Source organism: Herbidospora sp. RD11066, assembly GCF_054661255.1.
On record NZ_BAAGDO010000003.1, the window covers coordinates 1,072,147 to 1,098,286 of the forward strand.

Sequence of the window (26,140 nt, forward strand, 5' to 3'; positions counted from 1 at the left end):
GCGGCGATTGCGATGTGATCGCTATCGGACGGTTAGCAGGCGCCACGTATCGTTAGTCGATTCCGAATGTAAGGAGTGCTCGGTGCTGAAGCGTCTGTCCCTGATCGCCGCCGTCGCGTCGATGTTCGCGCTGGGGGCCTGTGGGTCGTCGTCCACGGACAGCGGCGCGGCCCCAACGTCGGCCGCCCCTGCCACTTCCGCCGCCGCCCCGGCGGAGACCGAACTGACGGTGTTCGCCGCGGCGTCCCTGACCGAGACCTTCACCGAACTCGGCAAGCAGTTCGAGGCCGCCAACCCCGGCAGCAAGGTGACCTTCAACTTCGGTTCCAGCGCCACGCTGGCCACCCAGATCACCCAGGGCGCGCCCGCCGACGTGTTCGCCGCCGCCTCGCCTGCCACAATGAAGACCGTGGCGGACGCGGGCCTGGCCGGGGCGCAGACGGTGTTCGTGAAGAACAAGCTGGAGATCGCCGTCCCGCCGGACAACCCCGCCAAGGTCGAGAACCTGAAAGACCTGACCGACCCCAAGGTCAAGGTCGCCCTGTGCGCCGAGCAGGTGCCGTGCGGCGCCGCCGCCGTCAAGGCGCTGGCCGCCGCCGGGGTCGAGGTCACCCCGGTCACGCTGGAGCAGGACGTCAAGGCCACCCTCACCAAGGTCGAACTCGGTGAGGTCGACGCCGCGCTCGTCTACAAGACCGACGTGATCGCCTCGGCCGGGAAGGTCACCGGCATCCCGTTCCCCGAGGCCGACCAGGCGATCAACGACTACCCGATCGCCACCCTGTCCAAGGCGCCCGCGCCCACCCTGGCCCAGAAGTTCGTCGACCTCGTGCTGTCGCAGCAGGGCAAGGACGTCCTGACGAAGGCCGGTTTCGAAGCCCCGTGAGAAGCCGCCTTCCCTGGGTTCTGGTGATCCCTGCCGTCCTGGGGATGGCGTTCCTCGTCCTGCCGCTGGCGGGGCTGCTCATCCGGGCGCCGTGGTCGACGCTGCCGCAGCGGCTCTCCGAACCCCAGGTTCTGGAGGCGCTGCGGTTGTCGCTGGTCACGGCGTCCATCGCGACGTTCGTCTGCCTGGTGTTCGGGGTGCCGCTGGCCTGGCTGCTGGCCCGCACCGACTTCCCCGGGCGGCGGCTGCTGCGGGCGCTGGTGACGGTGCCGCTGGTGCTGCCGCCGGTCGTCGGCGGGGTGGCGCTGCTGCTGGTGCTCGGGCGGCGCGGGCTGATCGGGCAGTGGCTGGAGTCGGTGTTCGGCTTCTCGCTGCCGTTCACGACGGCCGGGGTGGTGGTCGCCGAGGCGTTCGTGGCGATGCCGTTCCTGGTCATCGCCGTGGAGGGCGCGCTGCGGGCGGCCGACCACCGCTATGAGGAGGCCGCCGCGACGCTGGGGGCCTCGCGGTTCACCGTGTTCTGGCGGGTGACGCTGCCGCTGGTCGCCCCGGGTGTCCTGGCCGGAGCGGTGCTCTGCTGGGCGCGGGCCCTCGGGGAGTTCGGCGCGACGATCACATTCGCCGGGAACTTCCCCGGCCGCACCCAGACCATGCCGCTGGCCGTCTACCTGGCGCTGGAGACCGAGCCCGAGGCGGCGATCGTGCTCAGCCTGGTGCTGCTCGCGGTGTCGGTGATCATCCTGGTCGGGCTGCGCGACCGGTGGGTGGGGGCGGCGGCATGACACTGAGCGCGCGCATCGTCGTCCAGCGGCCCTCCTTCCGGCTCGATCTCGACCTGACGGTCGGGCGGGGCGAGGTCGTCACGCTGCTGGGGCCCAACGGCGCCGGGAAGACGACCGCCCTGCGGGCCCTGGCCGGGCTGACCCCGCTGACCGAGGGTCACATCGAGCTCGACGGCGACCGCATCGAGCGCCGCCCCGCCGAGCGGCGGCCGATCGGCGTCGTGTTCCAGGACTACCTGCTCTTCCCCCACCTGTCGGCGCTCGACAACGTCGCCTTCGGGCCCCGCTGCCAGGGGTCGTCGAAGGCGGCGGCCCGGTTCAAGGCCCAGGAACTGCTCGACCGCATGGGCCTGTCGGAGTTCTCCTCTGTACGCCCCCGGCGCCTGTCCGGCGGACAGGCCCAACGCGTCGCCCTCGCCCGAGCTCTCGCGGTGGAGCCGCGCCTGCTCCTCCTCGACGAACCGCTGGCCGCCCTCGACGCGCACACCCGGCTGGAGATCCGCTCCGAGCTACGCCGCCGGCTGACCGGGTTCGACGGCGCGACCGTGCTGGTCACCCACGACCCGCTCGACGCGATGGTGCTGGCCGACCGGCTCGTGGTGATCGAGAACGGTTCGGTCGTCCAGGAGGGCACGCCCTCCGAGATCGCGCGACGGCCCCGCACCGACTACGTCGCCCGGCTCGTCGGCCTCAACCTCTATCGGGGCGAGGGCGACGGCGAGCAGGTGCGGGTCGGCGGCCTGGCCTTCACGACCGAGGAACACGTGACCGGCCCGGCGTTCGTGGCGTTCCCGCCGCGCGCGGTGGCCCTCTACCGCGCCCGCCCCGACGGCAGCCCCCGCAACCTGTGGGAAGGCCGGATCGACGGCATAGAACGGCACGGCGACAACATCCGCGTCCACATCGACGGCCCGGTCGCGGTCGCCGCCGACGTGACCCCGGCCGCCGTGGCCGAACTCGACCTGACGCCGGGCCGCGAGGTCTGGGTCGCGGTCAAAGCCACCGAAACCCACGCCTACCCGGCCTAGCGGACCGCTGACAGGACGGCATCGGTCAGGCGCTCGGCGGCGTCGGGGCGGCCGTGAAGGCGGGCCTGGGCGGCCAGAGCCGTGCGGCGGGCGGGGTCGGCCAAGAGCGGGGCGATGGCCGCGCGGAGGCCCTCGGGGGTGACCTCGCCCAGCATCGCGACCGCCGCACCCGCCTTCTGGAGGTGGGAGGCGTTGTGGGCCTGCTCGTTCCCGGCCGAGGAGGCCAGCGGGATCAGCACGGCCGCCTTGCCCAGGGCGGTGACCTCGGCGATGGTGCCCGCGCCGCTGCGCGAGATCACGACGTCGGCCAGGGCGAGCACGTCGGGCAGTTCGGCGCCGACGAACCCCTGCACCCGGTAGCGCTCGGCCAGCGGCGGGGGCAGCGTGGCCGCCGCGGCGGCGACCTGCGGTTCCTCGGCGGGGCCGCACTGGTGGATGACGTTGGCGTGCTCCAGCAGCCACGGCAGGATGGCCGTGACGAGGTTGTTGATCTGCCGGGCGCCCTGGGCGCCGCCGGTGACGTACACGGTCGGAAGATTGAGGTCGAAGCCGTCGACCGGCGCGCGGTCGGCGCGGCCGGTGAGCACCTCGGCGCGGACCGGGTTGCCGGTCACCACGGCCCGCCTGCGCGCCGCGGCCGACAGCAGGTCGAGCGACGCCTCGGCCGTCACCGCGACCCGGGCGGCCCCGCGCGCGAGCACCCGGTTGGCCAGCCCGAGCCGGACCGTCTGCTCGTGGATCACCAGCGGCACCCGGCACACCCGCGCGGCCACGCCGACCGGTACCGCGACGTAGCCCCCGGTGCCCAGCACCACGTCGGGCCGGAACCTGCGGACGATCGAGCACGCCTGGTAGACGCCCAGCGGCACCCGGAACATGTCGCGCGCGTTCTCGGCCGACAGCATCCCCAGCACGCTCCGCGCCCGGCGGACCTTGCCGGTGGCCACCGGCGCGAACGCGATCCCCTCGGCCGTCGCCACCCGCTCCTCCAGGCTGCCGGCCGCCCCGACCCACAGCACGTCGAGCCCGCGTTCGGCAGTCCGGGCGCGCAGCGCGCGGACGGTGGTCAGCGCGGGAAAGGTGTGCCCGCCGGTGCCGCCACCGGAGACGATCAGGCGAAACGGCCGTGCGGAGTCTGTCTGGAAGATCACGAGCGTGGACGATAGCAAAGCATCCCGGGATGAACGCCCGAGATCATCAACTCTTCCAGAGCTGGTCATCCGACCAGATGCGGATCTGGGTGATCCCGCTGATCTGCCGGCCCCCGCACATGTCGCCCGGGACGACCAGGTGCGGGTCGGTCAGCGGGCAACCGTCCATCGTCGTGCCGAGCACGGCCGCGATGCCCGCGAACTCGGGATCGATCTCGCCCCACGACAGCACGGCGTGATGGCCGTCGGCGCCCAGTATCGAGATGAGGAACCGCAGCCGGTCTTTGCGCTCGGCCGGGTTGAACGAGGGCTGCGCCGCCGTCGCGACGTCGAGGAGGAGCGGCCCGGAGAAGCGATGTCGCCTCTGGCCGGACGTGCGGCAGGCGAAGGAGATCTCGACATCGTGCTGGGGGAGTGCCCGGAGGTCGTCGACGCTGAACGACGCCTTGTGCCGGATGTCGCCATCGAGGAGCACCATGAAAGGGTTTTACCCCGCATACACCAGCCCTATGGGATTTCCTGCCTCGCAAATCATCGCCGCTTCAACAAAAGCGCGGGTAATTGCGAACGGCGGCCACCCTTGTGGGGTGACCGCCGCCGGATGATCACTCTTCGCTGAAGACCGAGGCGGCGGCCCTCTCGGAGATGGCCGCCGCCGCCCGGGTCGTTACTCTTCGTCGCCTTCGAAGACGTCCTCGAAGACCTCGTCCACGACCTCGCCGATGATCATGCCGCCGACGACGCCCGCCGCCACACCGGCGACCATGCCGCCCACGCCGATACCGCCACTGTGGTGGTCGTCGTCGTAGTGGCCCCCGTGGTGACCACCGCGATGACCACCGTGGTGACCGCCGTAGCCGCCGTGGGAGCGCTGGGCCAGCCAGTTGCCGAAGACGGACGCCCAGTCGGTGCGCACGGCCTCGTCATGGGTGGTCGGGAAGCGGCCGATGGCGTCGTGGCCGCCCTCGATCACCACCTCCAGGTGGTGGGCGTCGGAGATGAAGGTCACCTCGATCTCGCCGTACTGGTGAGAGGTGAACTCGATCTCCTGGTAGAACGGCAGCGTCTGGCGGGAGCCGCCGATGTGCCCGGCCTCCAGGTCCGCGGAGCGGAAGTGGAAGCCCAGCCGCGACAGCGCGTCCAGGACGTAGCGCTGAGAGGGCAGCGGCACGACCTCGATCATGTCCAGGTCGCCCTTGTCGACGGCCTTGGCGATGGCGAGCTCGGTGCGCACCCCGAGCGCCATGCCGCGCATGCCCTCGCTGATCGGCGTCTCCCACGGCACGGGGAGCTGGAACGGGATGGCCCGCTCCTCGCCCTTGCGAAGGGTGAAGGGACCGGAGACGGGGGCGCCGAAGAACTCGCGCAGACCGCTGCTCTCGCCTTCGCTGTGTTCGATCTCGACCCGGGCGACGAGCGTGAGGGTGATGTGCTCGATCTCCGCGTCGACCTCGCCACCCTTGATCCGCACTTCGCCGGAAAGGGCGCCACCGGGGGTGGTGCGCGGGTTGTGCAGGACGGTGTCCACTGAGGGGGCGCCGACGCCGAATGCGCTCAGCATCCGTTTGAAGACCACGTTTTCTCCTGTCGAGTTGGACGTCTCGGCCGCACGCCAGAACGCTCAGCGACGGCGTACGGTTCCACGTTCGAGAAGAAGATCGAGTTTGGCATGGAGCGAGGCGACCTCCTCACGGAGTTCGGCCAGTTCGGCCTGGGCCAGCTCCTCCGACGGCGAGGGCTCGGCATCGTTCATCGCGTTGACCACGACCGCGATGAAAAGATTAAGCGCGACGAAAGTCGATATCAGGATGTACGAGATGAAGAACACCCAAGCCCACGGTTTATGCGCCATGACCTCTTTGGCAACGGTCCCCCAGTCGTCCCCGGTCATGATCTGGAACAGCGTGAACAGCGAGTCGGGCAGTTCGTCGAACCGCTCGGGCACGACCTCGCCGAACAGCGTGGTCGCTATCACCGCCGACACGTAGATCATCAGCAGCAGCAGCCCGATGATCGAGGCCATCCCCGGCACCGCCGTGAGCAGCGCCCCCACGACCCGCTTCATGCTGGGCACGGCCGACACCAGCCGCAGCGCCCGCAGGATCCGCAGCGACCGCAGCACCGAGGCGGGCTGCGCGTGGGGGATGAGCGAGGCCATCACGATGACCGCGTCGAACCAGTTCCAGGGGTCGGCGAAGAACGACCGGCGGTAGGCGTAGAGGCGGGCGAGGATCTCGGCCAGGAAGAGGGCCAGGGCGACGTGGTCGATGGCGACGAGCAGGCCACCGGCGTGGGCCATCAGCGTGGCGCTGGTCTCACAGCCGATGGTGATCGCGTTGACGACGATGACGAGTATGACGGCCCGCTGCGTGGCGGGGCGTTCGAGGAACCGGCGAACACGTTCATGTCGGGCTAATTCCACGCGAAGATCATTGCATCACCAAAGTCGGTCGATCAGTCCGGGGAACAGGCCGACCCGGGCGCCGAGGAACGCCTCGCGGTGCCCGAGGGCGTGCGGCGAGAGGAAGGCACCCATGGTGACCTTGTCGAACCGATCGCTGGGGAACGGGTCGCCGGGGGTCCCGCCGATCACGACCGTGCCCGGCAGGCACTCCCAGCCGGCGTCCTCGTAGAAGCCCCGCAACGGCCGGTCGCAGGTGAAGATCCCCAGATCCCGCCCGGCCATGGCCTGCCTGCCCGCACTGACGAGCGCCTTCCCGTGGCCCCGGCCGCGCCGGTCGCCCCGGGTCACCACGGCGCTGAGGCCGCTCGCCGCGAAGGTCTCGCCCGCGTGGACGAGCGGCTTGCTCAGGATGTCGAGGGCCGCGACCACCTCGTCGCCGTCGAGGAGCAGCAGGGACACCGGGTCGAGCAGGGGATCGTGGCCGGGGGAGGAGCCGGGCCAGACGGATTCGTGCAGGGCCGCCACCTGCTCCCGCAGGACTTCGGGCACCGACATTTCGGGAAACGAGACGATCCTCACGTACGTCATCATGGCCCCATGGACGCCCATCTCCTGGCGGCCTTCGCGGTCGCGACGCTGCTGCTCAGCCTCGCCCCCGGGCCCGATCTGCTGTTCGTCATCACCAACGGCGTCGCCGCCGGGCGCCGGGCGGGGGTCCTCGCCGCGCTCGGCATGTCGACCGGGCTGGCCGTGCACACCGTGGCCGCCGCCTTCGGGTTCGGGTATCTGATCACCAGGGCCCCCGAGGCGCTCACCGTCGTGCGGATCGCGGGCGCGGTGGTGCTGCTGTACCTGGCGTACACGACCTGGAAGGGCAGCCGCGAGCCGCTGGAGACGCGGGAGGTCCCCCGCGCGTCGCTGCGCCGGACCTATGTGATGGCCACGCTCACCAACCTGGCCAACCCGAAGGTCATCCTGTTCTACCTGGCCTTCGTGCCCCAGTTCGTCACCAGGGGCGAGCATGCCTGGCCGGTGACGATCCAGATGCTCGTGCTCGGCCTGACGTTCATCGTCGTCGGCCTCATGGTCGACGGCACGGCCGGGCTGCTGTCCGGTCACCTGTCGGAGCGCATCGCCCGCCGCCCCGGCTTCCGCACATGGATGGAGCGCGTCTCGGCCGGGATCTTCGCGGCCCTGGCGGCGCGGCTCGTCCAGGAGTCGACGCGCTAGAGCGAGCGGGCGCCGCCGTCGACGTAGTAGTTGGCGCCCGTCATCCAGCGCCCCCGGTCGGAGGCGAGCATCGCGACCAGTTCGGCCACCTCCGACGGCTCACCGAGCCGCCCCAGCGGGACCGCCGACGCCTCCGGCGGGTTGCCCATGGCCTCGCGCACCTTGTCGGCGCCGGGGGTGTGCACGGGCCCCGGGGTCACGATCGTCACCCTGATCCCCTGTGGCGCGAGTTCCTGCGCCAGTGATCGCGTGTACGTGTTCAGCGCCGCCTTCGCCGCCCGATAGTGGGCCACCGGGCCGGGTGAGGCGCCGAGACCGGCCGACGACACGTTCACGATCGCCGCGGAGTCGGATCGCCGCAGGGCGGGCATGAGGGCGGCGGTCATGCGTACCGCCGACAGGAAGTTGATGTCGATCGAGTCCTGCCACGCCTCGTCGGGCATCTCGGCCGCACCCTCGGGGTGGGCCTCCATCGAGCCGGCGTTGTTGACCAGGATGTCGCAGCCGCCGAGCACTTCGAGGGCCTCACCGGCCGTCGCGCCGACCCCGTCGAGCGAGGCCAGGTCGCCGTTGACGAACGTCGCCTCGTCGGGGGTCTCGGGCACCCGATGGCGCGCGGTCACCACGACCTGGGCGCCGCCGTCGAGCAGGCGCTGGGCGACGGCCGCGCCGATGCCCTGGGAGCCTCCGGTCACCACGGCCCGGCGCCCGAGGAACTCCTTGGTCAGATCAGGCAGCATGGAACCCCCTACAGCGTGGCGCCGCCGTCGACGGGCACGATGGCCCCGGTCATGTACGAGGCCTTGTCGGAGGCCAGGAACGCCACCACGTCGGCGACCTCCCGGGCGGTCGCGGGCCGGCCCAGCATCGTGCTCTCGTCGAAGCCCTTCATCATGTCGTCGGGCATCGCGTGGTACATCGCGGTTTCGACCGGGCCGGGCGCGACCGCGTTGACCCTGACCCCCCGGTCGGCGAACTCGGCCGCCCACGTGCGGGTGAGCTCGCTGAGCGCGGCCTTGGTCGCGGAGTAGACCGACATCATCGGCACGGCCACCGAACCGGCCACGCTGGACAGGTTGATGATCACCCCGCGGCCCCGCTGGAGCATGCCGGGGACGAGCGCCTGGGTGAGGAAGTAGGGCGCCCTGATGTTGAGCGCGAACGTCCGGTCGAAGATCTCCTCGTCCTGGCCGACGGTCGCCGACACCGGCGCGACCCCGGCGTTGTTGACGAGCACATCGACGTCGCCCACCTCGCCGGCGAGATCGTGGACCGCGTCGAGGCTGGACAGGTCTGCCGGGACGAACCTGGCCGAACCGCCGTTCTGGACGATCTCGTCGACCACCATCGCGCCCTTGGTGGCGTCGCGGCCGGAGACGATCACGTCGTCGCCCTGGGCCCCGAACACGCGGGCGCTCTCGGCGCCGATCCCCTCGGTCGAGCCGGTAATCAGTACAGATCTCATATGAGACATAACCGACAAATCGGTCAACCCAGTTCCGCTCGGATAAGTGTTGGCACCCGATCTCCCGTCTCAATACCCTCGATCCATGGCCCACGTCGAGATCGCCCATATCACCCATGTCCTCCCCGATGGGCGGCCTCTGCTCAACGACGTCTCCTTCCGCGTCGGCGAAGGCGTCAAGGCGGCGCTCGTGGGCCCCAACGGCGCCGGGAAGACCACGCTCATGCGCCTGATCGCCGGTGACATCCAGGCGGTCGACGGCTCGGTCGCCAGCTCCGGCGGCCTCGGTGTGATGCGCCAGTTCATCGGCAGCATCCGCGACGGCCGGACCGTCCACGACCTGCTCGTCTCCGTCGCGCCGACCCGGGTCAGGGAGGCCGCCGACCATCTGGCCAAGATCGAGCTCCTGATGATGGAGCGCGACGACGAGAAGACCCAGATGCGCTACGCCGAGGCGATCACCGACTACACCGACGCGGGCGGCTACGACATCGAGGTCCTCTGGGACACCTGCACGATGGCGGCGCTGGGGATCTCCTACGACGGCTGCAAATACCGCGAGGTCAACACGCTCAGCGGCGGCGAGCAGAAACGGCTGGTCTTGGAAGCCCTGCTCCGCGGCCCCGACCAGGTGCTCCTGCTCGACGAGCCCGACAACTACCTCGACGTCCCCGGCAAGCTCTGGCTCGAACAGGCCCTGCGGGAGACCCAGAAGACCGTCCTGCTGGTCTCGCACGACCGTCAGCTCCTCGCCAATGCGGCCGACCGCATCGTCACCGTCGAGGGCGGCGGCGTCTGGATCCACGGCGGCGGCTTCGGCACCTACGCCCAGGCCCGCCGCGACCGCAACGAACGCCTCGACGAACTGCGCCGCCGCTGGGACGAGGAGCACGCCAAGATCAAGCGCCTGGTCGTCATGCTCAAGCAGAAGGCCGCCTACAACGACAGCATGGCCGCGCCCTACAACGCCGCCGTGACCCGCCTGCGCCGGTTCGAAGAGGCCGGGCCGCCCGAGGTGTCGGCCAGGGAGCAGCAGATCACCATGCGCCTGCGCGGCGGCCGCACCGGCAAGCGGGCCGTCATCTGCGAGAACCTCGAACTGACCGGCCTGATGAAGCCGTTCGACCTCGAGGTCTGGTACGGCGAGCGCGTGGCCATCCTCGGCTCCAACGGCTCGGGGAAGTCCCACTTCCTGCGGCTGCTGAGCGGCGGCGACGTCAACCACACCGGCGTCGCCCGGCTGGGGGCGCGGGTGATCCCCGGACACTTCGCCCAGACCCACTCCCACCCCGAGCTGATGAAGCGCACCCCGGTCGACATCGTGATGACCGAGCACGCCCGGCTGAAGAACGAGGCCATGAAGGCCCTGTCCCGCTACGAACTGGCCGGGACCATCGCCGAGCAGCGCTTCGAGACCCTGTCGGGCGGCCAGCAGGCCCGGTTCCAGATCCTCCTGCTCGAACTGTCGGGCACCACCCTGCTGCTCCTCGACGAGCCGACCGACAACCTCGACCTGGCCAGCGCCGAGGCGCTCCAAGAGGGCCTGGAGGCGTTCGAGGGCACCGTCATGGCGGTCACGCACGACCGCTGGTTCGCCGACGACTTCGACCGCTACCTGGTCTTCGGCTCCGATGGGAAGGTCTACGAATCGTCAGAGCCGGTCTGGGACGAGGGGCGGGTCGTCCGCGCGCGTTAAAGATTGCGTCCGCGGTTGGCGGGTCGAGGTGAACGCGCCGCGCGCACGAGTTATCACGGCCTGGTGACGCACCGTATGACAGCCCTGGCCCTGTCGTTCCTCTCCGTGACGCTCCTGGTTTCCGGGTGCTCGGGTGACGAAGAGGCCAAGAAGACCGAACTCGCCCCGCTCGCCCTGAAGGAGCAGACCTCCTCGGTCATCCAGGCCAGCGGCGGTTACCTGGTGAACTGGGCCGCCGTGCTCAACAACGGCAACAAGTGGCACTTCGGGGAGAACGCGGTCGCCACGATCACCGGGAAGGACGCCGCCGGCAAGGAGGTCGTCCGCATGGAGCAGCCGCTCGACGCGGTCGCCCCCGGCGGGACGATGTCGTTCACCGGCGAGGCGCTGGCGGTGGAGAAGCCCGTCAGCGTCAAGATCGACTACAAGCCGGCCTCGTGGCACCAGGCGGCGCGGGTGCCGTCGGCCTACAAGTCGTTCCCGGTGGAGCGGGTGTCGACCGAGAAGCTCGGCGCCACGTCCTACCTGATCACGGGCTACGTCGAGTCGCCCTTCCAGCGTCCGGCCGGGAGCCTGGTGGTGACCGGGCTGCTGCGCGACGCCGCCGGGAAGCTGATCGGCGGGGGCACCGCGTTCGTCGACGACGTGCGGCCCGGGGTGAGCCGCCGGTTCATCATCACGGTCGAGAGCGTCAGCGCCGGGGTCGCCGCCGTCACCGACGTCTCGGCGCGCACCTGGGGCGCCACCGCGAAGCCCTACGAGGACTTGGCGGCCGGTGGCGCGGCGCCGATCTTCACCCAGGCCCCGAAGACGCCGCCTTTCGCCAAGGACCGGGGCTACTCCGTCATCACCGAGCAGAAGCCGTGAGGTTACGGTAATGGCATGACCACCCCCCGTATCGTCCTGTTCGGCGCCACCGGATACACCGGGCGGCTCACGGCCAAGGCGCTGGTCGCGCTGGGCGCCGAGCCGCTGCTGGCCGGGCGGGACCCCGCCCGGCTGGCCGAACTGGCCGCCTCGCTGCCGGTGGCGCTGCCCACGGCGGTGGCCGACGCGTCCCGGCCGCGTTCGGTGGCCCACCTGGTCGAACCCGGCGATGTGCTGGTCTCCACGGTGGGACCGTTCCTGCGGTGGGGCGACGCGGCGGTGATGGCGGCGATCGGGGCGGGCGCGGTCTACCTCGACTCGACCGGCGAGCCGCCGTTCGTCAAGCGGGTCTTCCAGCGCCACGGCCCCGAGGCGGCCGCGGCGGGCGCGACGCTGATCCCGGCCTTCGGGTACGACTACGTCCCCGGCAACCTCGCCGCCGCCCTGGCCCTCCGCAAGGCGGGCAACGACGCGGTCAGGGTCGACGTGGGCTACTTCCTACGCGGCAACGTGGCCAAACGGGCCAGCGCCGGAACCCGCGCCTCCGTGCTGAGCATGATCCTGGAGCCCATGTACGGCTTCCGCGACGGCCGCATCGTCAGAGAGTCGGGCCGCACGAGGGCCTTCGCCTTCGGCGCCGGCCGCCGCCACGGCATCGCCATGGGCTCCAGCGAACACTTCGCCCTGCCCCGCACCCATCCCCGCCTGCGCGAGGTCAACGTCTACCTCGGCTGGCTCGGCGGCCTGACCCGGGCGGCCGGGGTCGTCGCCCGGCTCACCCCGGTCGTCCGGGCGGTCCCGGGCGTGCGGAGGCTGACCGAGCTGATGGCCGACCGGGCGGCCCGCCAGGGCGACCCGAAGGCGCCTCCGGTCGCCTCCCAGACGATCGCCGAGGCCTACGCCCACGACGGCACCCTGCTCGCGACCGTCCGCCTGAACGGCGGCGACCCCTACGAGCTGACGGCTAAGGTCCTCGCCTGGGGGGCCACGACCGCGCTGATCGGCGGGGTGGGCGGCCTCGGCGCGCTCGGCCCGGTCGAGGCGTTCGGACTCGACGCCCTGACCGACGGATGCGCCTCAGTGGGCCTTACTCCGTGAATCACCAAGAAACCGCGCGTCGCGGAGTGGTCCCCCAAGGTTCGTGATACCCCCGAATAAGGCTCGATCTTTCTTCCGGGGGGCGATTTCCATGAAGAACCTCAAAGTACGGCCTACACCACGATTCGGGCGTGGCACCGCCTCCACGAAAGACCTCATGACCTCCTGGGCCCGCGTCGAGGCGGCGGTGGCGCGGCGCGACGCCCCGTACACCTCGGTCGTCTGGACGGCCCGGCTCGGCTACCTCTCGCTCCCGCTGCTCTTCCTGGGCGGCCTGGGCGTCTTCCTCGCGCTGGGCGCGCTGGTCACGGGCGTACGGGCCCTGCGGGAGATCGCCCAGGACCACCCGAGGTCGATCAACCGGGGCGTCGTCGAGACCGCCATGGTCTGCGCCGGGGTGACCCTCGCCCTGGGCGCCTCCGCCGCGGCTGCGGCGGGCCTGGCGATCGTGGCCGGCGGCCTGGCGTGAGACCACATTTGTGGGCGGGGGCGCTGGGCCTGGCCACGGTCGTCGTGCTGAGCTGCGGCCCGGTCACCCGTGTGGAGCCGCCCCCGCCGAAGCCGGTGCCGAAAGTGCTGGTGATCGGGGTCGACGGGGTCCGCACCGACCGCGTCCTCACCACCGAGGCGACCTACCTGCGCGCCCTCATGAGCGAGGGACTCTACGCCACCGGGGAACTCGATCTGGACCCCGGTGTGAAATCCCTGAGCGGTCCGGCGTGGTCGACCATTCTCACCGGAGTTAATCCGGATAAGCATGGCGTATACGACAACACCTTTGACGGCCGCCAATACGCGAGATATCCGGATTTCCTGACGCGCATCGAACGGCTCCACCCCGAACTCGACACCCTGGCCGTCACCCTGTGGCGGACCTTCTTCGACATCGGCCTGCTCCACCAGGTCGACTGGCACGCCACCCTGCGCCCCGGCGTCGACTACGCCGAGGACGTCAAAGACGAGATGATCATCCGCAGGATGACCGAACTGATCTCCCGCCACCAGGCCGACGTCATCTTCCTGCACCTGGTCAACCCCGACAAGGTGGCCCACCGGCACGGCCCGCTCGGCCCCGAGTACGCCACCGCGCTCGACACCATGGACCTGGCGATCGGGCGCCTCGCGGACGCGGTCAAGCGCAGGCCGACGTACGGGAACGAGAAGTGGTCGATCATCGTGGTGACCGACCACGGGCACCGCGACGAGGGCGGCCACGGCGGCCGGACCCCGCCGGAACGCCAGATCTTCCTGCTCGCCGCCGGCCCGGGAATCCGGCACGAACGCCGTCACGAGGCGAAACTCGTCGATGTCGCACCGACCGTTTTCGCCCAATTGGGGATGCGCATTCCCGCCGACTTCGAAGGGACTCCGCTGGGTGGGGAAAACCCCGGGAAATAGCGTTGAGAATGCGGCGGAAATCCTGAACTGCAAGTTACGAATCCATTACCTTCGGTGACATGACCGATCGCGACCTGGTTCAGGCCCTGCGCGCCCGCGATCCGGGTGCTCTGGCCTCTCTCTACGACGCCCACGCCGAGGGCGTCTACCGCTTCTGCTGGTTCATGCTCGGCGCCGAGGGCGCCCAGGTGGCGTTACGCGACACGATGATCGCCGCCGAGGCCCACATCGACGCCCTGCGCGACCCCGACCGCCTCTACGTCTGGCTGCTCGCGCTGGCCCGCGCCGAATGCCACCGCCGACGGCAGACCGACCTCCCCGTCGAGCCCGACGAGGCCCCCGACGCCGCCGCCTGGCACGCCGTCCACGGCCTGCCCGCGGCCGACCGCGAGATCCTCGAACTGTCGCTGCGCCACGGCCTGGCCGCCGCCGACCTGGGCGTCGTGCTCGGCCTGAGCACCCGCCACGCCGAGGCCCTGCGCGAGTCGGCCTCGCTCCGGCTGCAGGACGCGATCACCGCCGAGGTGCTGGCCCGCCGCGACCCCGGCGACTGCCCGGCCCGCTCGGTCCTGGTGGCCGACGCCGAGGGCGGCGACCCCGACGAGCGCCGCGCCCGGGTGGTGAACCACATCTTCACCTGCGAGACCTGCCGCCCCCACCGCGCCCGCCAGGTCTCGGCCGGCAAGGTCTTCGCCCTGCTGCCGCTCCCGGTCATCCCCGACACCGTCCGCGTGCGGGTGATGAGCTGCTTCATCGACCCCGAACTGCTGCCTTACCGCCGCTACGTCGCCCGCCGGGCCGGGCCGCTCGACGCCCACGGCTTCCCCGGCACCGAGGTCCGGCGCGGGCGTCACCTGGTCGTGGGCGCGCTGGCCACTTTGGTCGCGGCCGCCGTGGTGGTCGCGCTGGTCATGCAGGTCACCGGAGAGCCGGTCGACAACCGCGCCGGGGTGGCCGCGCCGCCGCCACCCATCACCCTGACCCCGACCGCCGAGGTCACCGACTACCCGCCGAAGGTGCCGCCGAAGATCCGCATCCTCACGCCGGTCGACGAACCGTCCCCCGCCAAGACCGCGCGCCCGCGCCCCCGGCCGACGGTCCTGGGCGTCCACTACCCCCGGCCCGAACGCGCCGCCCGGCCGCCGCGCCCCACTCCCAGCCGGAGCCCCGAGCAGACTCCGCAGAGCCGCCCGCCACGGCCGTCACCGACCCCGGTCGCCACGGTCGTTCCCACCGAAACGGCCACCCCGGTCGAAGTCGAACTGGCCTCCATCACCGATGAGACGCACGAACACGTGAAGGGCGAACGCCATGGCCGACGCAGGCTTTGCCGTTCGTGATCGCCGGGTCTACCCGGATCTCCCGGCCGCGCCGCTGGCCGCTCTCGTGCCCAAGGCCCACGAGGCGGCCTGGCCGGTCTGGCTCGACCCGGGCCCCCGGATGCTCCGCGACGTCCTCGACCTCAGCCGCCTCCAGGCCGCCCGCGCCCTGGCCATCCTGACCTGGCTCGCCGAGGGCCACACCCCCGACGACGTCACCTGGCTCTGGTCCTCCCGCCGCCTGACCGGCCCGAGGCAAGACCGCATGTACGCCGAGGCCGCCCGCCTCCCCGCCCCCGTCCTCAACCTGGTCGTCGCCAACTGGACGTGGGTGCAGAGCACCCCCCACGGCGGCAGGGTCACCGCCCCCTACCTGGCCGGCACCGCCTACCCCGACGACGGCTACGCCGCCGCCCACGCCGCCATCACCCTGGCCCAGATCCACGAACGCCACCCCGAGGCCCGCCCGGCCTTGTCGATCGCCTGGGCCGCCTGCCGCACCACCGCCGACTGGTGCAAGGCGGCCGAGCTGCGGGCCACCCACGGCGGCGACGCCCCGGTGTTCGCCTACCCGCGCGGCCCCGACCCGGTGACCACCGGCATGCGCCCCTGGATCGCACGGCTGCTGAAGCTCGTGTGAACTCCTTTGCCATTGGGGCCCGTGTTGCTTGAGTGACCTGCGGGAATCAGCCTCCGCATGTCGAACCGCAGGTCAAGGGCGCTGCCCGCGACGTTCATCGTCGCCGGGTTGCTGGCCGGGACGCCGGGAGAGGCCGTCGCGACGCCGGTTCCCCGCGACACGATCGCCTCGCAGGTCCGGGAGCTCGCCCGGACCCAGGTGAAGCTGGCGCGGGCGAAGGAGCGCCGCCGCGAACTCATCAGGAACGCCGAACGCCTCATCGAGGCCTACAACGGCGAGCTGGTCAAGGTGAGGCGGGCCGAGGCCGAGCACGCCGAGGTCACCGCCGACCTGCTGGAGGCCGAGCAGACCGTCGAGCAGGCCAGGAACCGGGCCGCCGCCCTGGCCGCCGACGCCTACGGGGTCGACCTCACCCGCCCGATGATGGCCCTGCCGGGCACCCCGGCCCTGCTGATGCGCCGGGCCGGTCTGGTCGCCCAGCTCGGCGACGAGCGCGCGGCCGTCCTCGACAACCTCGACGACAGCCGCGAGGTGCTGCGGATCCTGCAGAACCAGGCCGCCGACATGCTCGACGAGGCCGAGCGGGCCGCCGAGGAGGCCGGGCACCTCAAGGCGGCCGCGGAGGAGGCCGTCAAGACGCAGCTCGCCGAGACCAGGGAGCTGCGGAAGGAACAGCGCGAGATCGAAGACCGGCTCAACCTGGGCCGGTTCAGGATCGGGTCGGCGGCGGCCCCGCTGTGGGCGCTGACGGCCGAGGGGCCGGGCGGCGAGGCGACCCGCTGGGCGCTCACCCAGCTCGGCAAGCCCTACGTGTGGGCGGCCGACGGACCCGAGAGCTTCGACTGCTCGGGCCTGACCATGCGGGCCTGGGAGCGCGTGGGGGTGCCGCTCGACCACTGGACCGGCACCCAGTGGACCGCGGGGCCCCACGTCGACAACGACGATCTGCGCCCCGGCGACCTGGTGTTCTTCGGCACCCCGATCCACCACGTCGGCCTGTTCATCGGACGCGGCCTGATGGTCCACGCCCCCCAGACGGGAGACGTGGTCCGCATCGCGTCGATGTGGCGGCCCGATTATGTCGGCGCCACAAGGCCGGGATGACCTCTAGTGCTTGATGGCGCGCTTGATCGAACGCTCGATCTCCGCCTCGGCCTCGGTCCGGCCCACCCAGTTGGCGCCCTCGACGGACTTGCCGGGCTCGAGGTCCTTGTAGACCTCGAAGAAGTGCTGGATCTCCAGCCGGTCGAACTCGGGGACGTGGTGGATGTCGCGCATATGCTCCTGACGGGGGTCACGTGAGGGCACGCACAGCACCTTGTCGTCGCCGCCCTTCTCGTCGGTCATGCGGAACATGCCGACGGCGCGACAGCGGATGAGACAGCCGGGGAAGGTCGGTTCCCCGAGAAGGACGAGGGCGTCGAGGGGGTCGCCGTCCTCGCCGAGGGTGTTCTCGATGAAGCCGTAGTCGGCAGGGTATTGAGTGGACGTGAAGAGCATCCGGTCGAGTCGGATCCGGCCGGTCTCATGATCCACTTCATACTTGTTGCGTTGCCCTTTGGGTATCTCAACGACAACGTCGAACTCCACTGCCATTTCCTCCGCTCAAGCCATCCGAGTGGTCCCGGAGTGGCGTTAGTGTCTCGTAGGCGTTACTTAGGGAGAGGTCACGTGGTGCGACGCGAACGTTGGATGGTGATCGCCACCCTCGCGCTGCTACAGGTGTTCGTCATCGCCGCGGGCGTTTACCTCGTGGTCAACGGCAGCGAGCGGATTCCGACACGGACCGCGGCCCCCAAACCGGTCCCCACACCGATCGTCACGGCACCGCCTGTTCTGGTCGCCGCGCTGGACGGCCCTCTCCCGGCTAAGAGTACTTTGACCACCCTCCTCCGTGACGCCATGGGGGACCCCGGAATAGGGGGCAAGGTGGCGGGTGCGGTCATCGATACAGAAACCGGGGAAACCCTGTTCGACGGGGGCTCCACGATCGCGCTGACCCCGGCGTCCACCACCAAAGTGGTCACCGGCACCGCGGCCCTCGCGTCGATCGGCGCCGATGTGACGTTCGCCACGACGGTCGTCCAGAACGCCCCCGGCAAGATCGTTCTGGTCGGCGGCGGCGACCCGACCCTCGCCGGGCCCAAAGCCGACCCGCGCGACCACTATCCGCGCGCGGCCAGCCTCCAGACCCTCGCCGCCCGCACCGCCAAGGCGCTGAAGGCCGCCGGAGTGACCTCGGTCACACTTTCCTACGACGCCTCGTTGTTCCAGGGCCCGACGACGGCCCCCGGCTGGAAGCCGACCTACGTGCCCGAGGGCAGCGCGTCCCCGGTGACCGCGCTGGCCATCGACGAGGGCCGGGTCGTGCCCCGCCAGGACTTCCCAAGATCGGCCAACCCGCCGGCCGACGCCGCCACGGCGTTCGGCGCCCTGCTCGCCAAATACGGCGTCAAGGTCGGCAAGACGATCAAGCCCGGCAAGGCCGCCCAGCCCGCCCAGGAGCTCGCCCGCGTCGAGTCGGCCCCGGTCTACGCCCTGGTCGAGCGCATGCTCACCGAGAGCGACAACGACCTGGCCGAGGCGCTGGCCCGCCACGTCGCCATCGCCGAGAAGATGCCCCACACCTACGCCGGGCAGGCCAAGGCCTACACCGCCGTGCTGACCCGCCTCGGGATCACCGAGGGCATCGAGGTCCACGACGGCAGCGGCCTGTCGACCGCCAACAAGATCACCCCGGCGGCGCTGGCGAAACTCGTCTCCCTCGGGGCCTCGCCGCAGCACCCCGAGCTCCACTCTCTGGTCAGCGGAATGCCGGTCGCGGGCTTCACCGGCACCCTCGGCAAGCGCTACGGCGAGGCCGACTCGAAGGCCGGTGCCGGATTGGTCCGGGCCAAGACGGGCACGCTCGACGGAGTGAACACACTCACGGGTCTGGTCCACTCCGCCGACGGACGGCTGCTGAGCTTCGCGTTCATGGCCAACGGCGTCACCGACCCCGGCAAGACCGTCAAGGCCCTCGACCGGCTGGCGACCCTGGTCTCGCGCGCCGCGTGAACCGACGACATACGGTGGTGAACATGCAGGTGATCGACTGGGATCTCGCCGTCGCCACAGGGGTCAGGCTCGTCCGCCCGGGGCCACAGGTGAGCCGTGAAGAAGCGAAACAGGCCGTCACCGAGCTTCGGCGCCTGTCGCGCGAGGCCGAGGTCCACGTCAAGGAGTTCACCGGGATCGACTCGGCCCCTCCAGAAGAGGCCACCGTCGTCGACCGGCCCGGCTGGATCCGGGCCAACGTCGAGGGGTTCAAGGTCGTCCTCGAACCGCTCTCCGACAAGGTCGGCAACATGCCGGCCATCGTCAACGCCGTCGGCTCCCGCATCACCGGCGTCGAGGTGGGCGCCGTCCTGGCCTTCCTGGCCAGCCGCGTGCTCGGGCAGTACGAGCTGTTCCTGCCGCCCGACCCCGACGGCAACGCCCCGACCGGCCGCCTCACCCTGGTGGCCCCCAACATCGTCAACACCGAGCGTGAGCTGCGGGTCGACCCGCGCGACTTCCGTCTCTGGGTGTGCCTCCACGAGGAGACCCACCGGGTGCAGTTCACCGGTGTCCCGTGGCTGCGCGAATATCTCCAGGCCCAGATGAAGGAGTTCCTCACGATCTCCGACATGGACCTGTCGACCCTCCTCGAACGCGCCCGCGACGTCACCGACGCGGTCGCCGACGCCTTCCGTGGCGGCGAGGGCAACCTGATCGAGGCGATCCAGACCCCCGAGCAGAAGGCCGTCCTCGACCGCGTGACCGCCGTGATGACCCTGGTCGAGGGCCACGGCGACTATGTGATGGACGCCGTCGGCCCCACCGTGGTGCCCTCGGTCGCCGACATCCGGGCCAAGTTCCAGCAGCGCCGCAGCGGCGGCTCCCGCGTCGACCAGGTGATCCGCCGCCTGCTCGGCATCGACCTGAAGATGAAGCAATACGCCGAGGGCTCCACCTTCGTCACCACGGTGGTCGAAGAGGCCGGAATGGATGGCTTCAACCGGGTCTGGACCTCCCCGGAGACCCTGCCCACCCGCCAGGAGATCGCCGATCCCCAGGCCTGGATGCGCCGGGTCCTCACCGCCAACGCCCTGGAGCCCGGTCCCAAGTCCGCCTGACATGGGTCCTCATCCGGCGGTCGCCGACGTCCGCCGCGCCATCCGCGAATCGCTGTCCTCTCTGGAAACGGGCCGGTTGGTGCTCGCCGCCTGCAGCGGCGGCGCCGACTCCCTGGCGCTCGCCGCCTGCCTCGGCTTCGTCGCGCCGCGACTCGGCCTCCGCGCGGGGCTGGTCACCGTCGACCACGCCCTCCAGCCCGGTTCCCGGGAAAGAGCCGATGATCTCGTACGGCTCTCGCCCACCTTGGGCCTCGACGTCGCCGAGGCGGTGACGGTCGAGGTCGGCACCCTCGGGGGCCCCGAGGCGGCGGCCCGCATCGCCCGCTACGCCGCACTCGACGCGATCGCCGAACGGCTGAACGCCGTCATCCTGCTGGGCCACACCCGCGACGACCAGGCCGAGACGGTGCTCCTGCGCCTCGCCCGGGGCAGCGGCTCGCGTTCTCTGTCGGGGATGGCGGAGGTGTCCGGCGTCTACATACGGCCCCTGCTGGGCGTGAGCCGTACAAGAACGGAAGAGGTCTGCGCGGCACTCGGCCTCACTCCCTGGCACGACCCCCACAACGACGACCCCCGGTTCACCCGGGTCAAAGTCCGGCAAACCTTGCTCCCGCTGTTCGAGGCCGAGCTCGGCCCCGGCATCGCCGACGCGCTGGCCCGCACCGCGCGCCTGTGCCGCGACGACGCCGACGCCCTCGACGACTGGGCCGACCGGGTCTACGCCGAGGCCAGGGACCTGGGCACCGGCCTGGTCGCCGCCACCCTGGCCGAGCTGCCCGCGGCGGTGCGGCGCCGGGTGATCCACCGGGCCGCCGTCGCCGCCGGGTCGCCGCCGTCGGCCCTGGCGGCCGTCCACATCGAGGAGGCCGAGCGCCTCGTCACCCGCTGGACGGGACAGAAGGGAGTGGACCTACCCGGAGGGGTGGGTGTGGTGCGGCGATATGGCAGGCTGATGTTCACCAGCTCCCTCTCGTAAGGAATTCGCAGGTGGACGCAGCCGACATGGGCAGAGACCTGTCCAAGGTCCTCATCTCCGAGGACGAGCTCCAGACCAAGGTCAAGGAGCTCGCCGGGCAGATCGACACCGACTACGCGGGCCACGAGCTGCTGATCGTCGGGGTGCTCAAGGGGGCCGTCATGGTGATGGCCGACCTCGCCCGCGCGCTGCACGTGCCCGTCCAGATGGACTGGATGGCGGTGTCGTCCTACGGCGCCGGGACCAAGTCGTCGGGCGTGGTCCGCGTGCTGAAAGACCTCGACACCGACATCGCCGGCCGTCACGTGCTGGTCGTCGAGGACATCATCGACTCGGGCCTGACCCTGTCGTGGCTGCTCAACAACCTGCAGTCGCGCAACCCGGCCTCCGTCGAGATCTGCACCCTCCTGCGCAAGCCCGACGCGGTGAAGGTCCCCCTCGACGTCAAATACGTCGGTTTCGACATCCCCAACGAGTTCGTCATCGGCTATGGGCTCGACTATGCCGAGCGCTATCGGAACCTCCCATTCATCGGCACTCTCGCGCCACATGTCTATGGCGGCGAATAAGCCCTGAGCGAAGTGACCCCTCAGGGGGCTTGATATTTGCTCTCCGCGAGGGGAACACGTCTGTCCCTGACGTACGTTGGATGAGCAATGCCCGAGCCTGCCGTGCGGTGACCCTCACCGGCGGCTCGGTGTACCTTCTGATAACCCGGGGGCGGCCCTGGGGTCAGTAGGAGCGGCAAAGGGTGCCGCGACCCCCTTTACCCAAAGGGGGCCAGGCCTTGGTCAGGAAGGGACGGGCCCGCCGGGGTTCCGCATCGGATGGATCTCAAGCGATTTACACGTGGGCCACTGCTGTGGATCCTGGGCATCGTCGTGCTTCTGCTGCTCGTCACGACGTTGATGAACACGGGTGGTAATTACACCTCCGCCGACACCTCCACGGTGCTCCAGCAGATCAACAGCGGCAATGTGGTGAGCGCCAAGGTAATTGACAAAGACCAGCTCGCCCAGGTGACGCTGGCCAAGCCCATCAACGTCGGATCCAAGTCGACCGACCGCATCCAGGCCTCCTGGGTGACCGGTCAGGGCGTCCAGTTCACCGACTCGCTGGCGAAGGCGAACCCGAAGAACGGGTGGACGGTCGAGGTTCCCAAGGAGAACTTCTTCGTCACCCTGCTCATGAGCTTCCTGCCGATCATCCTGATCGTCCTGTTCTTCTTGTTCTTCCTGAACCAGATGCAGGGCGGCGGCTCCCGGGTGATGAACTTCGGCAAGTCGAAGGCCAAGCTGATCACCAAGGACACCCCGAAGACGACGTTCGCCGACGTGGCCGGGGCCGACGAGGCGATCGAGGAACTCCAGGAGATCAAGGAGTTCTTGCAGGCGCCGGCCAAGTTCCAGGCCATCGGCGCCAAGATCCCCAAGGGCGTGCTGCTCTACGGTCCACCCGGAACCGGTAAGACCCTGCTCGCCAGGGCCGTGGCCGGCGAGGCCGGGGTGCCGTTCTACTCGATCTCCGGTTCCGACTTCGTCGAGATGTTCGTGGGTGTCGGCGCGAGCCGCGTCCGCGACCTGTTCGAGCAGGCCAAGGCCAACGCCCCCGCCATCATCTTCATCGACGAGATCGACGCCGTCGGCCGTCACCGTGGCGCCGGCCTCGGCGGTGGTCACGACGAGCGCGAGCAGACGCTGAACCAGCTCCTCGTCGAGATGGACGGCTTCGACGTCAAGGGCGGCGTGATCCTCATCGCCGCGACGAACCGGCCCGACATCCTCGACCCGGCGCTGCTGCGTCCCGGCCGTTTCGACCGGCAGGTCACCGTCGACCGTCCCGACCTCGAGGGCCGCAAGGGCATCCTCAAGGTCCACGGCCGCGGCAAGCCGTTCGACCAGACCGTCGACCTCGACGTCATCGCCCGCCGGACGCCCGGCTTCACCGGTGCCGACCTGGCCAACGTGATCAACGAGGCGGCGCTGCTGACGGCCCGCCAGGACAAGAAGCTCATCACGATGGAGATCCTCGAAGAGTCGATCGACCGCGTGATGGCCGGGCCCGAGCGCAAGTCGCGGGTCATGTCCGACCAGGAGAAGAAGATCATCGCCTACCACGAGGGCGGCCACGCCCTGGTGGCCCACGCGCTGCCCAACTCCGACCCGGTCCACAAGATCACGATCCTGTCGCGCGGCCGCGCCCTCGGTTACACGATGACGCTGCCGATGGAAGACAAGTTCCTGGCCACCCGTTCGGAGATGAACGACCAGCTCGCGATGTTGCTGGGCGGCCGCACGGCCGAGGAGCTCGTCTTCCACGAGCCCACGACCGGCGCCTCCAACGACATCGAGAAGGCGACCTCCATCGCCCGCCGCATGGTCACCGAATACGGCATGAGCGAGAAGCTCGGCGCGCGCAAGTTCGGCTCCGGCAACGGCGAGGTCTTCCTCGGCCGCGAGATGGGCCACGAGCGCGACTACTCCGAGCAGATCGCGTCGTCGATCGACGACGAGGTCCGCCGCCTGATCGAGTCGGCCCACGACTCGGCCTGGGAGATCCTCGTCGAATACCGCGACGTGCTCGACAACCTCGTCCTGGAGCTGATGGAGAAGGAGACCCTGTCCCGCGACCAGGTGCTGGAGATCTTCAGCCCGATCGTGGTCAGGGAGAAGCGGCCGTCCTACGCCGGTTACGGCAAGCGGCTGCCCTCCGACCGTCCTCCGGTGATCACGCCCAAGGAGGTCGCCGCGGCCAACGGTCACGGCGCCGCCGCCATCGCCTCCGGCAACGGTTCGGCCGTGGCCCAGCCCGCTCCGCAAAAGGACGAGGCGTAAGAACAGTGGTTGGCAAGCCTCTCCAGGTCGACAACGCCCGCATCGAAGCGGCCGTCCGCGAGATCCTCCTCGCGATCGGCGAAGATCCGGACCGTCAAGGCCTGGTCGAGACCCCGGCGCGCGTCGCCCGAGCCTACGCGGAGCAGTTCGCGGGGCTCGGGCAGAAGCCGGAAGACGTACTGACGACGGTGTTCGACGCCGACCACGACGAGATGGTCCTGGTGCGCGACATCGAGATTTACTCCACGTGTGAGCATCACCTGGTCCCCTTCCACGGGGTGGCCCACATCGGCTACATCCCCAACGCGAAGGGCCAGGTGACGGGCCTGTCCAAGCTGGCCCGCCTGGCCGACCTCTACGCCCGCAGGCCCCAGGTCCAGGAGCGGCTGACCAGCCAGGTCGCCGACGCCCTGATGGACGTCCTGAAGCCCGCGGGCGCGATCGTCGTGATCGAGTGCGAGCACATGTGCATGACCATGCGCGGCGTCCGCAAACCGGGCGCCAAGACGATCACCTCGGCGGTCCGCGGCATCTTCCGCGAAGACGACAAGACCCGCGCCGAGGCGATGTCGCTGATCATCGGCCGCTAGTTTCGATCGTTATCCACAGGTGGCCCCCGGGCGGCGGATCGTGATGCCGGAACGCCTAGGCTTGATCCCGATCGACACCATGAGGAGCCGTTGATGAGCGCGTTCACCGTGCCGGGGGTGCCCGACGCCGGGCGCTGCCTCGTCATGGGCGTGGTCAACGTGACACCCGACTCCTTCTCCGACGGCGGCAAGTGGTTCAACCCCGACACCGCCGTCGCCCACGGCCTCGCCCTGGTCGAACAGGGCGCCGACATCGTCGACGTGGGCGGTGAGTCGACCCGTCCCGGGGCCGCGCGGGTCTCCCTCTCTGAGGAGCTCCACCGGGTCGAGCCGGTGATCAGGGGCCTGTCCGAAGAGGGCGTCGTCGTCAGCGTCGACACGATGCGGGCCGAGGTCGCCGAGATGGCCGTCGAGGCCGGGGCGAAGCTCGTCAACGACGTGAGCGGCGGCCTGGCCGACCCCGAGATGGCCCGGGTGGTGGCCGCCTCCGGCGTCGCCTATGTGGTGATGCACTGGCGCGGCCACAGCCGAGACATGGAGACCCGGGCGATCTACACCGACGTGGTCACCGAGGTGAGCGAGGAGCTGCGCAAACGCGTCGACTCGGTGCTCGCCGAGGGCGTCCGCGAGGAGCAGTTGATCCTCGACCCCGGGCTGGGGTTCTCCAAACAGCCCGACCACAACTGGGCGCTGCTGGCCGGTCTCGACCGGCTCCGCGAGCTGGGCCGTCCCGTGATCATCGGGGCGTCCCGCAAACGCTTCCTCGGCCGCCTGCTGGCCGGGCCCACCGGCGAGCCGCGCCCGTTCGCCGACAACGACGACGCGACCCTCGCGGTCACCGCGCTCGCCGCCCGTGACGGCGCCTGGTGTGTAAGAGTCCACGACGTCCGACCCAACGCCGACGCCGTGCGTGTTGCCGCGGCGTGGAGGGCAGCCGATGAAAGAGGTTGAAGACCTCAACCAGGCCTTTTACGCCGCGATCGAAAGCGCCGACCTGGATCGGATGTCAGAGATCTGGGTGGAGGACGTACCCGACCATCTGGTCGCGATGTGCGTCCATCCGGGGTGGCCGCTGTTGTCGGGGCGGGGTGAGGTGCTGCGGTCGTGGGCGCTGATCATGGCCAACACGCCGTACATCCAGTTCGTCCTGACCGACGTGCAGACGACCGTGCTGGGCAACGTGGCGGTGCTGACGTGCGCCGAGAACATCCTGACGGCGGCCGACGCCGAAGACACGGGCGACACGGGCTTCGCCGCCGGGCGTGTGGTGGCGACCAACACGTTCGTGAAGACGGCGAACGGCTGGCGCCTGTGGCACCACCACGGGTCCCCGGTCCTGCAGACGGGCGACGACGACGATGAGGAAGAAGAGGCCTCGGGGGGCATCGGCTGACGGGGGTTCCATCGGGTTGAGGGCGTGCTCGGCTGTGAGCACGCTGGGTTCCGGGCCGTGCAGGTGCGAGGTCGTGCCGTGCGGTGCGGGTGTCAGGTGCGGTGCTGGCCGTGCGGATGCCGGGTCATTCGGGGTGTTCCCTTACGGCTTCGCCTTGCCAGCTCGCCCGTTGTCTCCGGTTCGCTCCGTAGTCGTCGCCAACCGGTCGCGCCCGGTTTCGCTGTTT

The 26,140-nt window shown here is 70.3% G+C and carries 28 protein-coding genes; 20 read left to right on the forward strand and 8 right to left on the reverse strand.

Annotated features, from left to right (window positions below; translation table 11 throughout):
- Window positions 1-85 precede the first annotated feature (85 nt).
- From modA to ACYQ78_RS16620, 3 genes are read left to right on the forward strand one after another with little or no spacing between them, the layout of a single operon-like run.
- Window positions 86-886, forward strand: coding sequence for a molybdate ABC transporter substrate-binding protein (gene modA, locus ACYQ78_RS16610; protein ID WP_459801786.1), 801 nt, complete (start codon window positions 86-88; stop codon window positions 884-886).
- A 44-nt stretch (window positions 887-930) separates the two neighbouring features.
- A complete protein-coding gene (locus ACYQ78_RS16615; protein ID WP_459801787.1) occupies window positions 931-1,668 on the forward strand; it encodes an ABC transporter permease in 738 nt (245 codons plus the stop codon).
- Window positions 1,665-2,696, forward strand: a complete 1,032-nt coding sequence (locus ACYQ78_RS16620) for an ABC transporter ATP-binding protein (RefSeq protein ID WP_459801721.1) — start codon at window positions 1,665-1,667, stop codon at window positions 2,694-2,696. The genes ACYQ78_RS16615 and ACYQ78_RS16620 overlap by 4 nt, the downstream gene beginning before the upstream one ends.
- Here the strand turns inward: ACYQ78_RS16620 and ACYQ78_RS16625 are convergent.
- From ACYQ78_RS16625 to ACYQ78_RS16645, 5 genes are all read right to left on the reverse strand, one after another.
- Complete coding sequence (locus tag ACYQ78_RS16625) at window positions 2,693-3,847, reverse strand: UDP-N-acetylglucosamine--N-acetylmuramyl-(pentapeptide) pyrophosphoryl-undecaprenol N-acetylglucosamine transferase (RefSeq protein ID WP_459801722.1); 1,155 nt, start codon at window positions 3,845-3,847, stop codon at window positions 2,693-2,695. The genes ACYQ78_RS16620 and ACYQ78_RS16625 overlap by 4 nt on opposite strands.
- Before the next feature lie 46 nt (window positions 3,848-3,893).
- Window positions 3,894-4,325 (reverse strand): molybdopterin-binding protein, encoded by a 432-nt coding sequence (locus tag ACYQ78_RS16630; protein WP_459801723.1) that lies wholly within the window; start codon window positions 4,323-4,325, stop codon window positions 3,894-3,896.
- Window positions 4,326-4,514: 189 nt separating this feature from the next.
- Window positions 4,515-5,423 carry a sporulation protein gene (locus tag ACYQ78_RS16635; protein ID WP_459801724.1) on the reverse strand — a complete coding sequence of 303 codons (909 nt, stop codon included), beginning with the start codon at window positions 5,421-5,423 and terminating at the stop codon, window positions 4,515-4,517.
- Between the two features lie 45 nt (window positions 5,424-5,468).
- Window positions 5,469-6,269 (reverse strand): ion transporter, encoded by an 801-nt coding sequence (locus ACYQ78_RS16640; protein ID WP_459801725.1) that lies wholly within the window; start codon window positions 6,267-6,269, stop codon window positions 5,469-5,471.
- A gap of 15 nt (window positions 6,270-6,284) precedes the next feature.
- Complete coding sequence (locus ACYQ78_RS16645) at window positions 6,285-6,830, reverse strand: GNAT family N-acetyltransferase (protein WP_459801726.1); 546 nt, start codon at window positions 6,828-6,830, stop codon at window positions 6,285-6,287.
- An 18-nt stretch (window positions 6,831-6,848) separates the two neighbouring features.
- Here ACYQ78_RS16645 and ACYQ78_RS16650 point away from each other — a divergent pair, with 18 nt between their 5' ends.
- Window positions 6,849-7,481: a LysE family translocator gene (locus ACYQ78_RS16650; protein ID WP_459801727.1), complete on the forward strand. Its 633-nt coding sequence runs from the start codon at window positions 6,849-6,851 to the stop codon at window positions 7,479-7,481.
- Here the strand turns inward: ACYQ78_RS16650 and ACYQ78_RS16655 are convergent.
- Together ACYQ78_RS16655 and ACYQ78_RS16660 are read right to left on the reverse strand one after the other, a co-directional pair.
- Complete coding sequence (locus ACYQ78_RS16655; RefSeq protein WP_459801728.1) at window positions 7,478-8,221, reverse strand: oxidoreductase; 744 nt, start codon at window positions 8,219-8,221, stop codon at window positions 7,478-7,480. The two genes, ACYQ78_RS16650 and ACYQ78_RS16655, sit on opposite strands and share 4 nt — an antisense overlap.
- Window positions 8,222-8,229: 8 nt before the next feature.
- A complete protein-coding gene (locus ACYQ78_RS16660; RefSeq protein WP_459801729.1) occupies window positions 8,230-8,946 on the reverse strand; it encodes an SDR family NAD(P)-dependent oxidoreductase in 717 nt (238 codons plus the stop codon).
- Between the two features lie 85 nt (window positions 8,947-9,031).
- On the opposite strand from ACYQ78_RS16660, the gene ACYQ78_RS16665 reads away from it, so the two are divergent.
- The 8 genes from ACYQ78_RS16665 to ACYQ78_RS16700 all read left to right on the forward strand — a co-directional run bounded on the left by ACYQ78_RS16665 (window position 9,032) and on the right by ACYQ78_RS16700 (window position 17,068).
- Window positions 9,032-10,642 (forward strand): ABC-F family ATP-binding cassette domain-containing protein, encoded by a 1,611-nt coding sequence (locus ACYQ78_RS16665; RefSeq protein WP_459801730.1) that lies wholly within the window; start codon window positions 9,032-9,034, stop codon window positions 10,640-10,642.
- A 63-nt stretch (window positions 10,643-10,705) separates the two neighbouring features.
- Window positions 10,706-11,509 carry a hypothetical protein gene (locus tag ACYQ78_RS16670; protein ID WP_459801731.1) on the forward strand — a complete coding sequence of 268 codons (804 nt, stop codon included), beginning with the start codon at window positions 10,706-10,708 and terminating at the stop codon, window positions 11,507-11,509.
- A gap of 15 nt (window positions 11,510-11,524) precedes the next feature.
- Entirely contained in the window at window positions 11,525-12,607 is a 1,083-nt protein-coding gene (locus ACYQ78_RS16675; protein WP_459801732.1) for a saccharopine dehydrogenase family protein, read from the forward strand.
- 157 nt (window positions 12,608-12,764) lie between these two features.
- Entirely contained in the window at window positions 12,765-13,076 is a 312-nt protein-coding gene (locus ACYQ78_RS16680) for a hypothetical protein (RefSeq protein ID WP_459801733.1), read from the forward strand.
- The gene (locus ACYQ78_RS16685) at window positions 13,073-14,005 is read left to right on the forward strand and encodes an alkaline phosphatase family protein (protein ID WP_459801734.1); all 933 of its coding nucleotides are present in this window, start codon (window positions 13,073-13,075) and stop codon (window positions 14,003-14,005) included. The genes ACYQ78_RS16680 and ACYQ78_RS16685 overlap by 4 nt, the downstream gene beginning before the upstream one ends.
- A 59-nt stretch (window positions 14,006-14,064) precedes the next feature.
- The gene (locus tag ACYQ78_RS16690; RefSeq protein WP_459801735.1) at window positions 14,065-15,345 is read left to right on the forward strand and encodes an RNA polymerase sigma factor; all 1,281 of its coding nucleotides are present in this window, start codon (window positions 14,065-14,067) and stop codon (window positions 15,343-15,345) included.
- Complete coding sequence (locus ACYQ78_RS16695; protein ID WP_459801736.1) at window positions 15,317-15,964, forward strand: hypothetical protein; 648 nt, start codon at window positions 15,317-15,319, stop codon at window positions 15,962-15,964. The genes ACYQ78_RS16690 and ACYQ78_RS16695 overlap by 29 nt, the downstream gene beginning before the upstream one ends.
- Window positions 15,965-16,021: 57 nt before the next feature.
- Complete coding sequence (locus ACYQ78_RS16700) at window positions 16,022-17,068, forward strand: C40 family peptidase (protein WP_459801737.1); 1,047 nt, start codon at window positions 16,022-16,024, stop codon at window positions 17,066-17,068.
- A gap of 3 nt (window positions 17,069-17,071) precedes the next feature.
- Here the strand turns inward: ACYQ78_RS16700 and ACYQ78_RS16705 are convergent, their stop codons facing one another.
- The gene (locus ACYQ78_RS16705) at window positions 17,072-17,554 is read right to left on the reverse strand and encodes an inorganic diphosphatase (protein WP_459801738.1); all 483 of its coding nucleotides are present in this window, start codon (window positions 17,552-17,554) and stop codon (window positions 17,072-17,074) included.
- An 84-nt stretch (window positions 17,555-17,638) separates the two neighbouring features.
- Here ACYQ78_RS16705 and dacB point away from each other — a divergent pair, with 84 nt between their 5' ends.
- The 8 genes from dacB to ACYQ78_RS16745 all read left to right on the forward strand — a co-directional run bounded on the left by dacB (window position 17,639) and on the right by ACYQ78_RS16745 (window position 25,914).
- Window positions 17,639-19,021: a D-alanyl-D-alanine carboxypeptidase/D-alanyl-D-alanine endopeptidase gene (dacB, locus tag ACYQ78_RS16710; RefSeq protein ID WP_459801739.1), complete on the forward strand. Its 1,383-nt coding sequence runs from the start codon at window positions 17,639-17,641 to the stop codon at window positions 19,019-19,021.
- A 23-nt stretch (window positions 19,022-19,044) separates the two neighbouring features.
- Window positions 19,045-20,121, forward strand: a complete 1,077-nt coding sequence (locus ACYQ78_RS16715) for a zinc-dependent metalloprotease (protein WP_459801740.1) — start codon at window positions 19,045-19,047, stop codon at window positions 20,119-20,121.
- Window position 20,122: 1 nt separating this feature from the next.
- A complete protein-coding gene (gene tilS / locus ACYQ78_RS16720) occupies window positions 20,123-21,097 on the forward strand; it encodes a tRNA lysidine(34) synthetase TilS (protein WP_459801741.1) in 975 nt (324 codons plus the stop codon).
- 11 nt (window positions 21,098-21,108) lie between these two features.
- On the forward strand, window positions 21,109-21,666 hold the full coding sequence (gene hpt / locus ACYQ78_RS16725; RefSeq protein ID WP_459801742.1) for a hypoxanthine phosphoribosyltransferase: 558 nt from the start codon (window positions 21,109-21,111) through the stop codon (window positions 21,664-21,666).
- A gap of 258 nt (window positions 21,667-21,924) precedes the next feature.
- Entirely contained in the window at window positions 21,925-23,931 is a 2,007-nt protein-coding gene (gene ftsH / locus ACYQ78_RS16730) for an ATP-dependent zinc metalloprotease FtsH (protein WP_459801743.1), read from the forward strand.
- Window positions 23,932-23,936: 5 nt separating this feature from the next.
- Window positions 23,937-24,521 carry a GTP cyclohydrolase I FolE gene (folE, locus tag ACYQ78_RS16735; RefSeq protein WP_459801744.1) on the forward strand — a complete coding sequence of 195 codons (585 nt, stop codon included), beginning with the start codon at window positions 23,937-23,939 and terminating at the stop codon, window positions 24,519-24,521.
- Window positions 24,522-24,614: 93 nt separating this feature from the next.
- Window positions 24,615-25,472 carry a dihydropteroate synthase gene (gene folP, locus ACYQ78_RS16740; RefSeq protein WP_459801745.1) on the forward strand — a complete coding sequence of 286 codons (858 nt, stop codon included), beginning with the start codon at window positions 24,615-24,617 and terminating at the stop codon, window positions 25,470-25,472.
- The gene (locus ACYQ78_RS16745; protein WP_459801746.1) at window positions 25,459-25,914 is read left to right on the forward strand and encodes a nuclear transport factor 2 family protein; all 456 of its coding nucleotides are present in this window, start codon (window positions 25,459-25,461) and stop codon (window positions 25,912-25,914) included. Before folP ends, ACYQ78_RS16745 begins: the two co-directional genes overlap by 14 nt.
- Window positions 25,915-26,140 lie beyond the last annotated feature (226 nt).

Bases quoted from the DNA above. Each gene is read 5' to 3' on its own strand.
- ACYQ78_RS16630 (WP_459801723.1), bottom strand. From the start codon at position 4,325: ATGGTGCTCCTCGATGGCGACATCCGGCACAAGGCGTCGTTCAGCGTC.
- ACYQ78_RS16675 (WP_459801732.1), top strand. From the start codon at position 11,525: ATGACCACCCCCCGTATCGTCCTGTTCGGCGCCACCGGATACACCGGG.
- ACYQ78_RS16700 (WP_459801737.1), top strand. From the start codon at position 16,022: ATGTCGAACCGCAGGTCAAGGGCGCTGCCCGCGACGTTCATCGTCGCC.
- ACYQ78_RS16615 (WP_459801787.1), top strand. From the start codon at position 931: ATGGCGTTCCTCGTCCTGCCGCTGGCGGGGCTGCTCATCCGGGCGCCG.
- ACYQ78_RS16695 (WP_459801736.1), top strand. From the start codon at position 15,317: ATGGCCGACGCAGGCTTTGCCGTTCGTGATCGCCGGGTCTACCCGGAT.
- ACYQ78_RS16620 (WP_459801721.1), top strand. From the start codon at position 1,665: ATGACACTGAGCGCGCGCATCGTCGTCCAGCGGCCCTCCTTCCGGCTC.
- folP (WP_459801745.1), top strand. From the start codon at position 24,615: ATGAGCGCGTTCACCGTGCCGGGGGTGCCCGACGCCGGGCGCTGCCTC.
- ACYQ78_RS16665 (WP_459801730.1), top strand. From the start codon at position 9,032: ATGGCCCACGTCGAGATCGCCCATATCACCCATGTCCTCCCCGATGGG.
- ACYQ78_RS16650 (WP_459801727.1), top strand. From the start codon at position 6,849: ATGGACGCCCATCTCCTGGCGGCCTTCGCGGTCGCGACGCTGCTGCTC.
- ACYQ78_RS16660 (WP_459801729.1), bottom strand. From the start codon at position 8,946: ATGAGATCTGTACTGATTACCGGCTCGACCGAGGGGATCGGCGCCGAG.
- tilS (WP_459801741.1), top strand. From the start codon at position 20,123: ATGGGTCCTCATCCGGCGGTCGCCGACGTCCGCCGCGCCATCCGCGAA.
- ACYQ78_RS16680 (WP_459801733.1), top strand. From the start codon at position 12,765: ATGACCTCCTGGGCCCGCGTCGAGGCGGCGGTGGCGCGGCGCGACGCC.
- ftsH (WP_459801743.1), top strand. From the start codon at position 21,925: ATGGATCTCAAGCGATTTACACGTGGGCCACTGCTGTGGATCCTGGGC.
- ACYQ78_RS16690 (WP_459801735.1), top strand. From the start codon at position 14,065: ATGACCGATCGCGACCTGGTTCAGGCCCTGCGCGCCCGCGATCCGGGT.
- ACYQ78_RS16715 (WP_459801740.1), top strand. From the start codon at position 19,045: ATGCAGGTGATCGACTGGGATCTCGCCGTCGCCACAGGGGTCAGGCTC.
- ACYQ78_RS16745 (WP_459801746.1), top strand. From the start codon at position 25,459: ATGAAAGAGGTTGAAGACCTCAACCAGGCCTTTTACGCCGCGATCGAA.
- ACYQ78_RS16655 (WP_459801728.1), bottom strand. From the start codon at position 8,221: ATGCTGCCTGATCTGACCAAGGAGTTCCTCGGGCGCCGGGCCGTGGTG.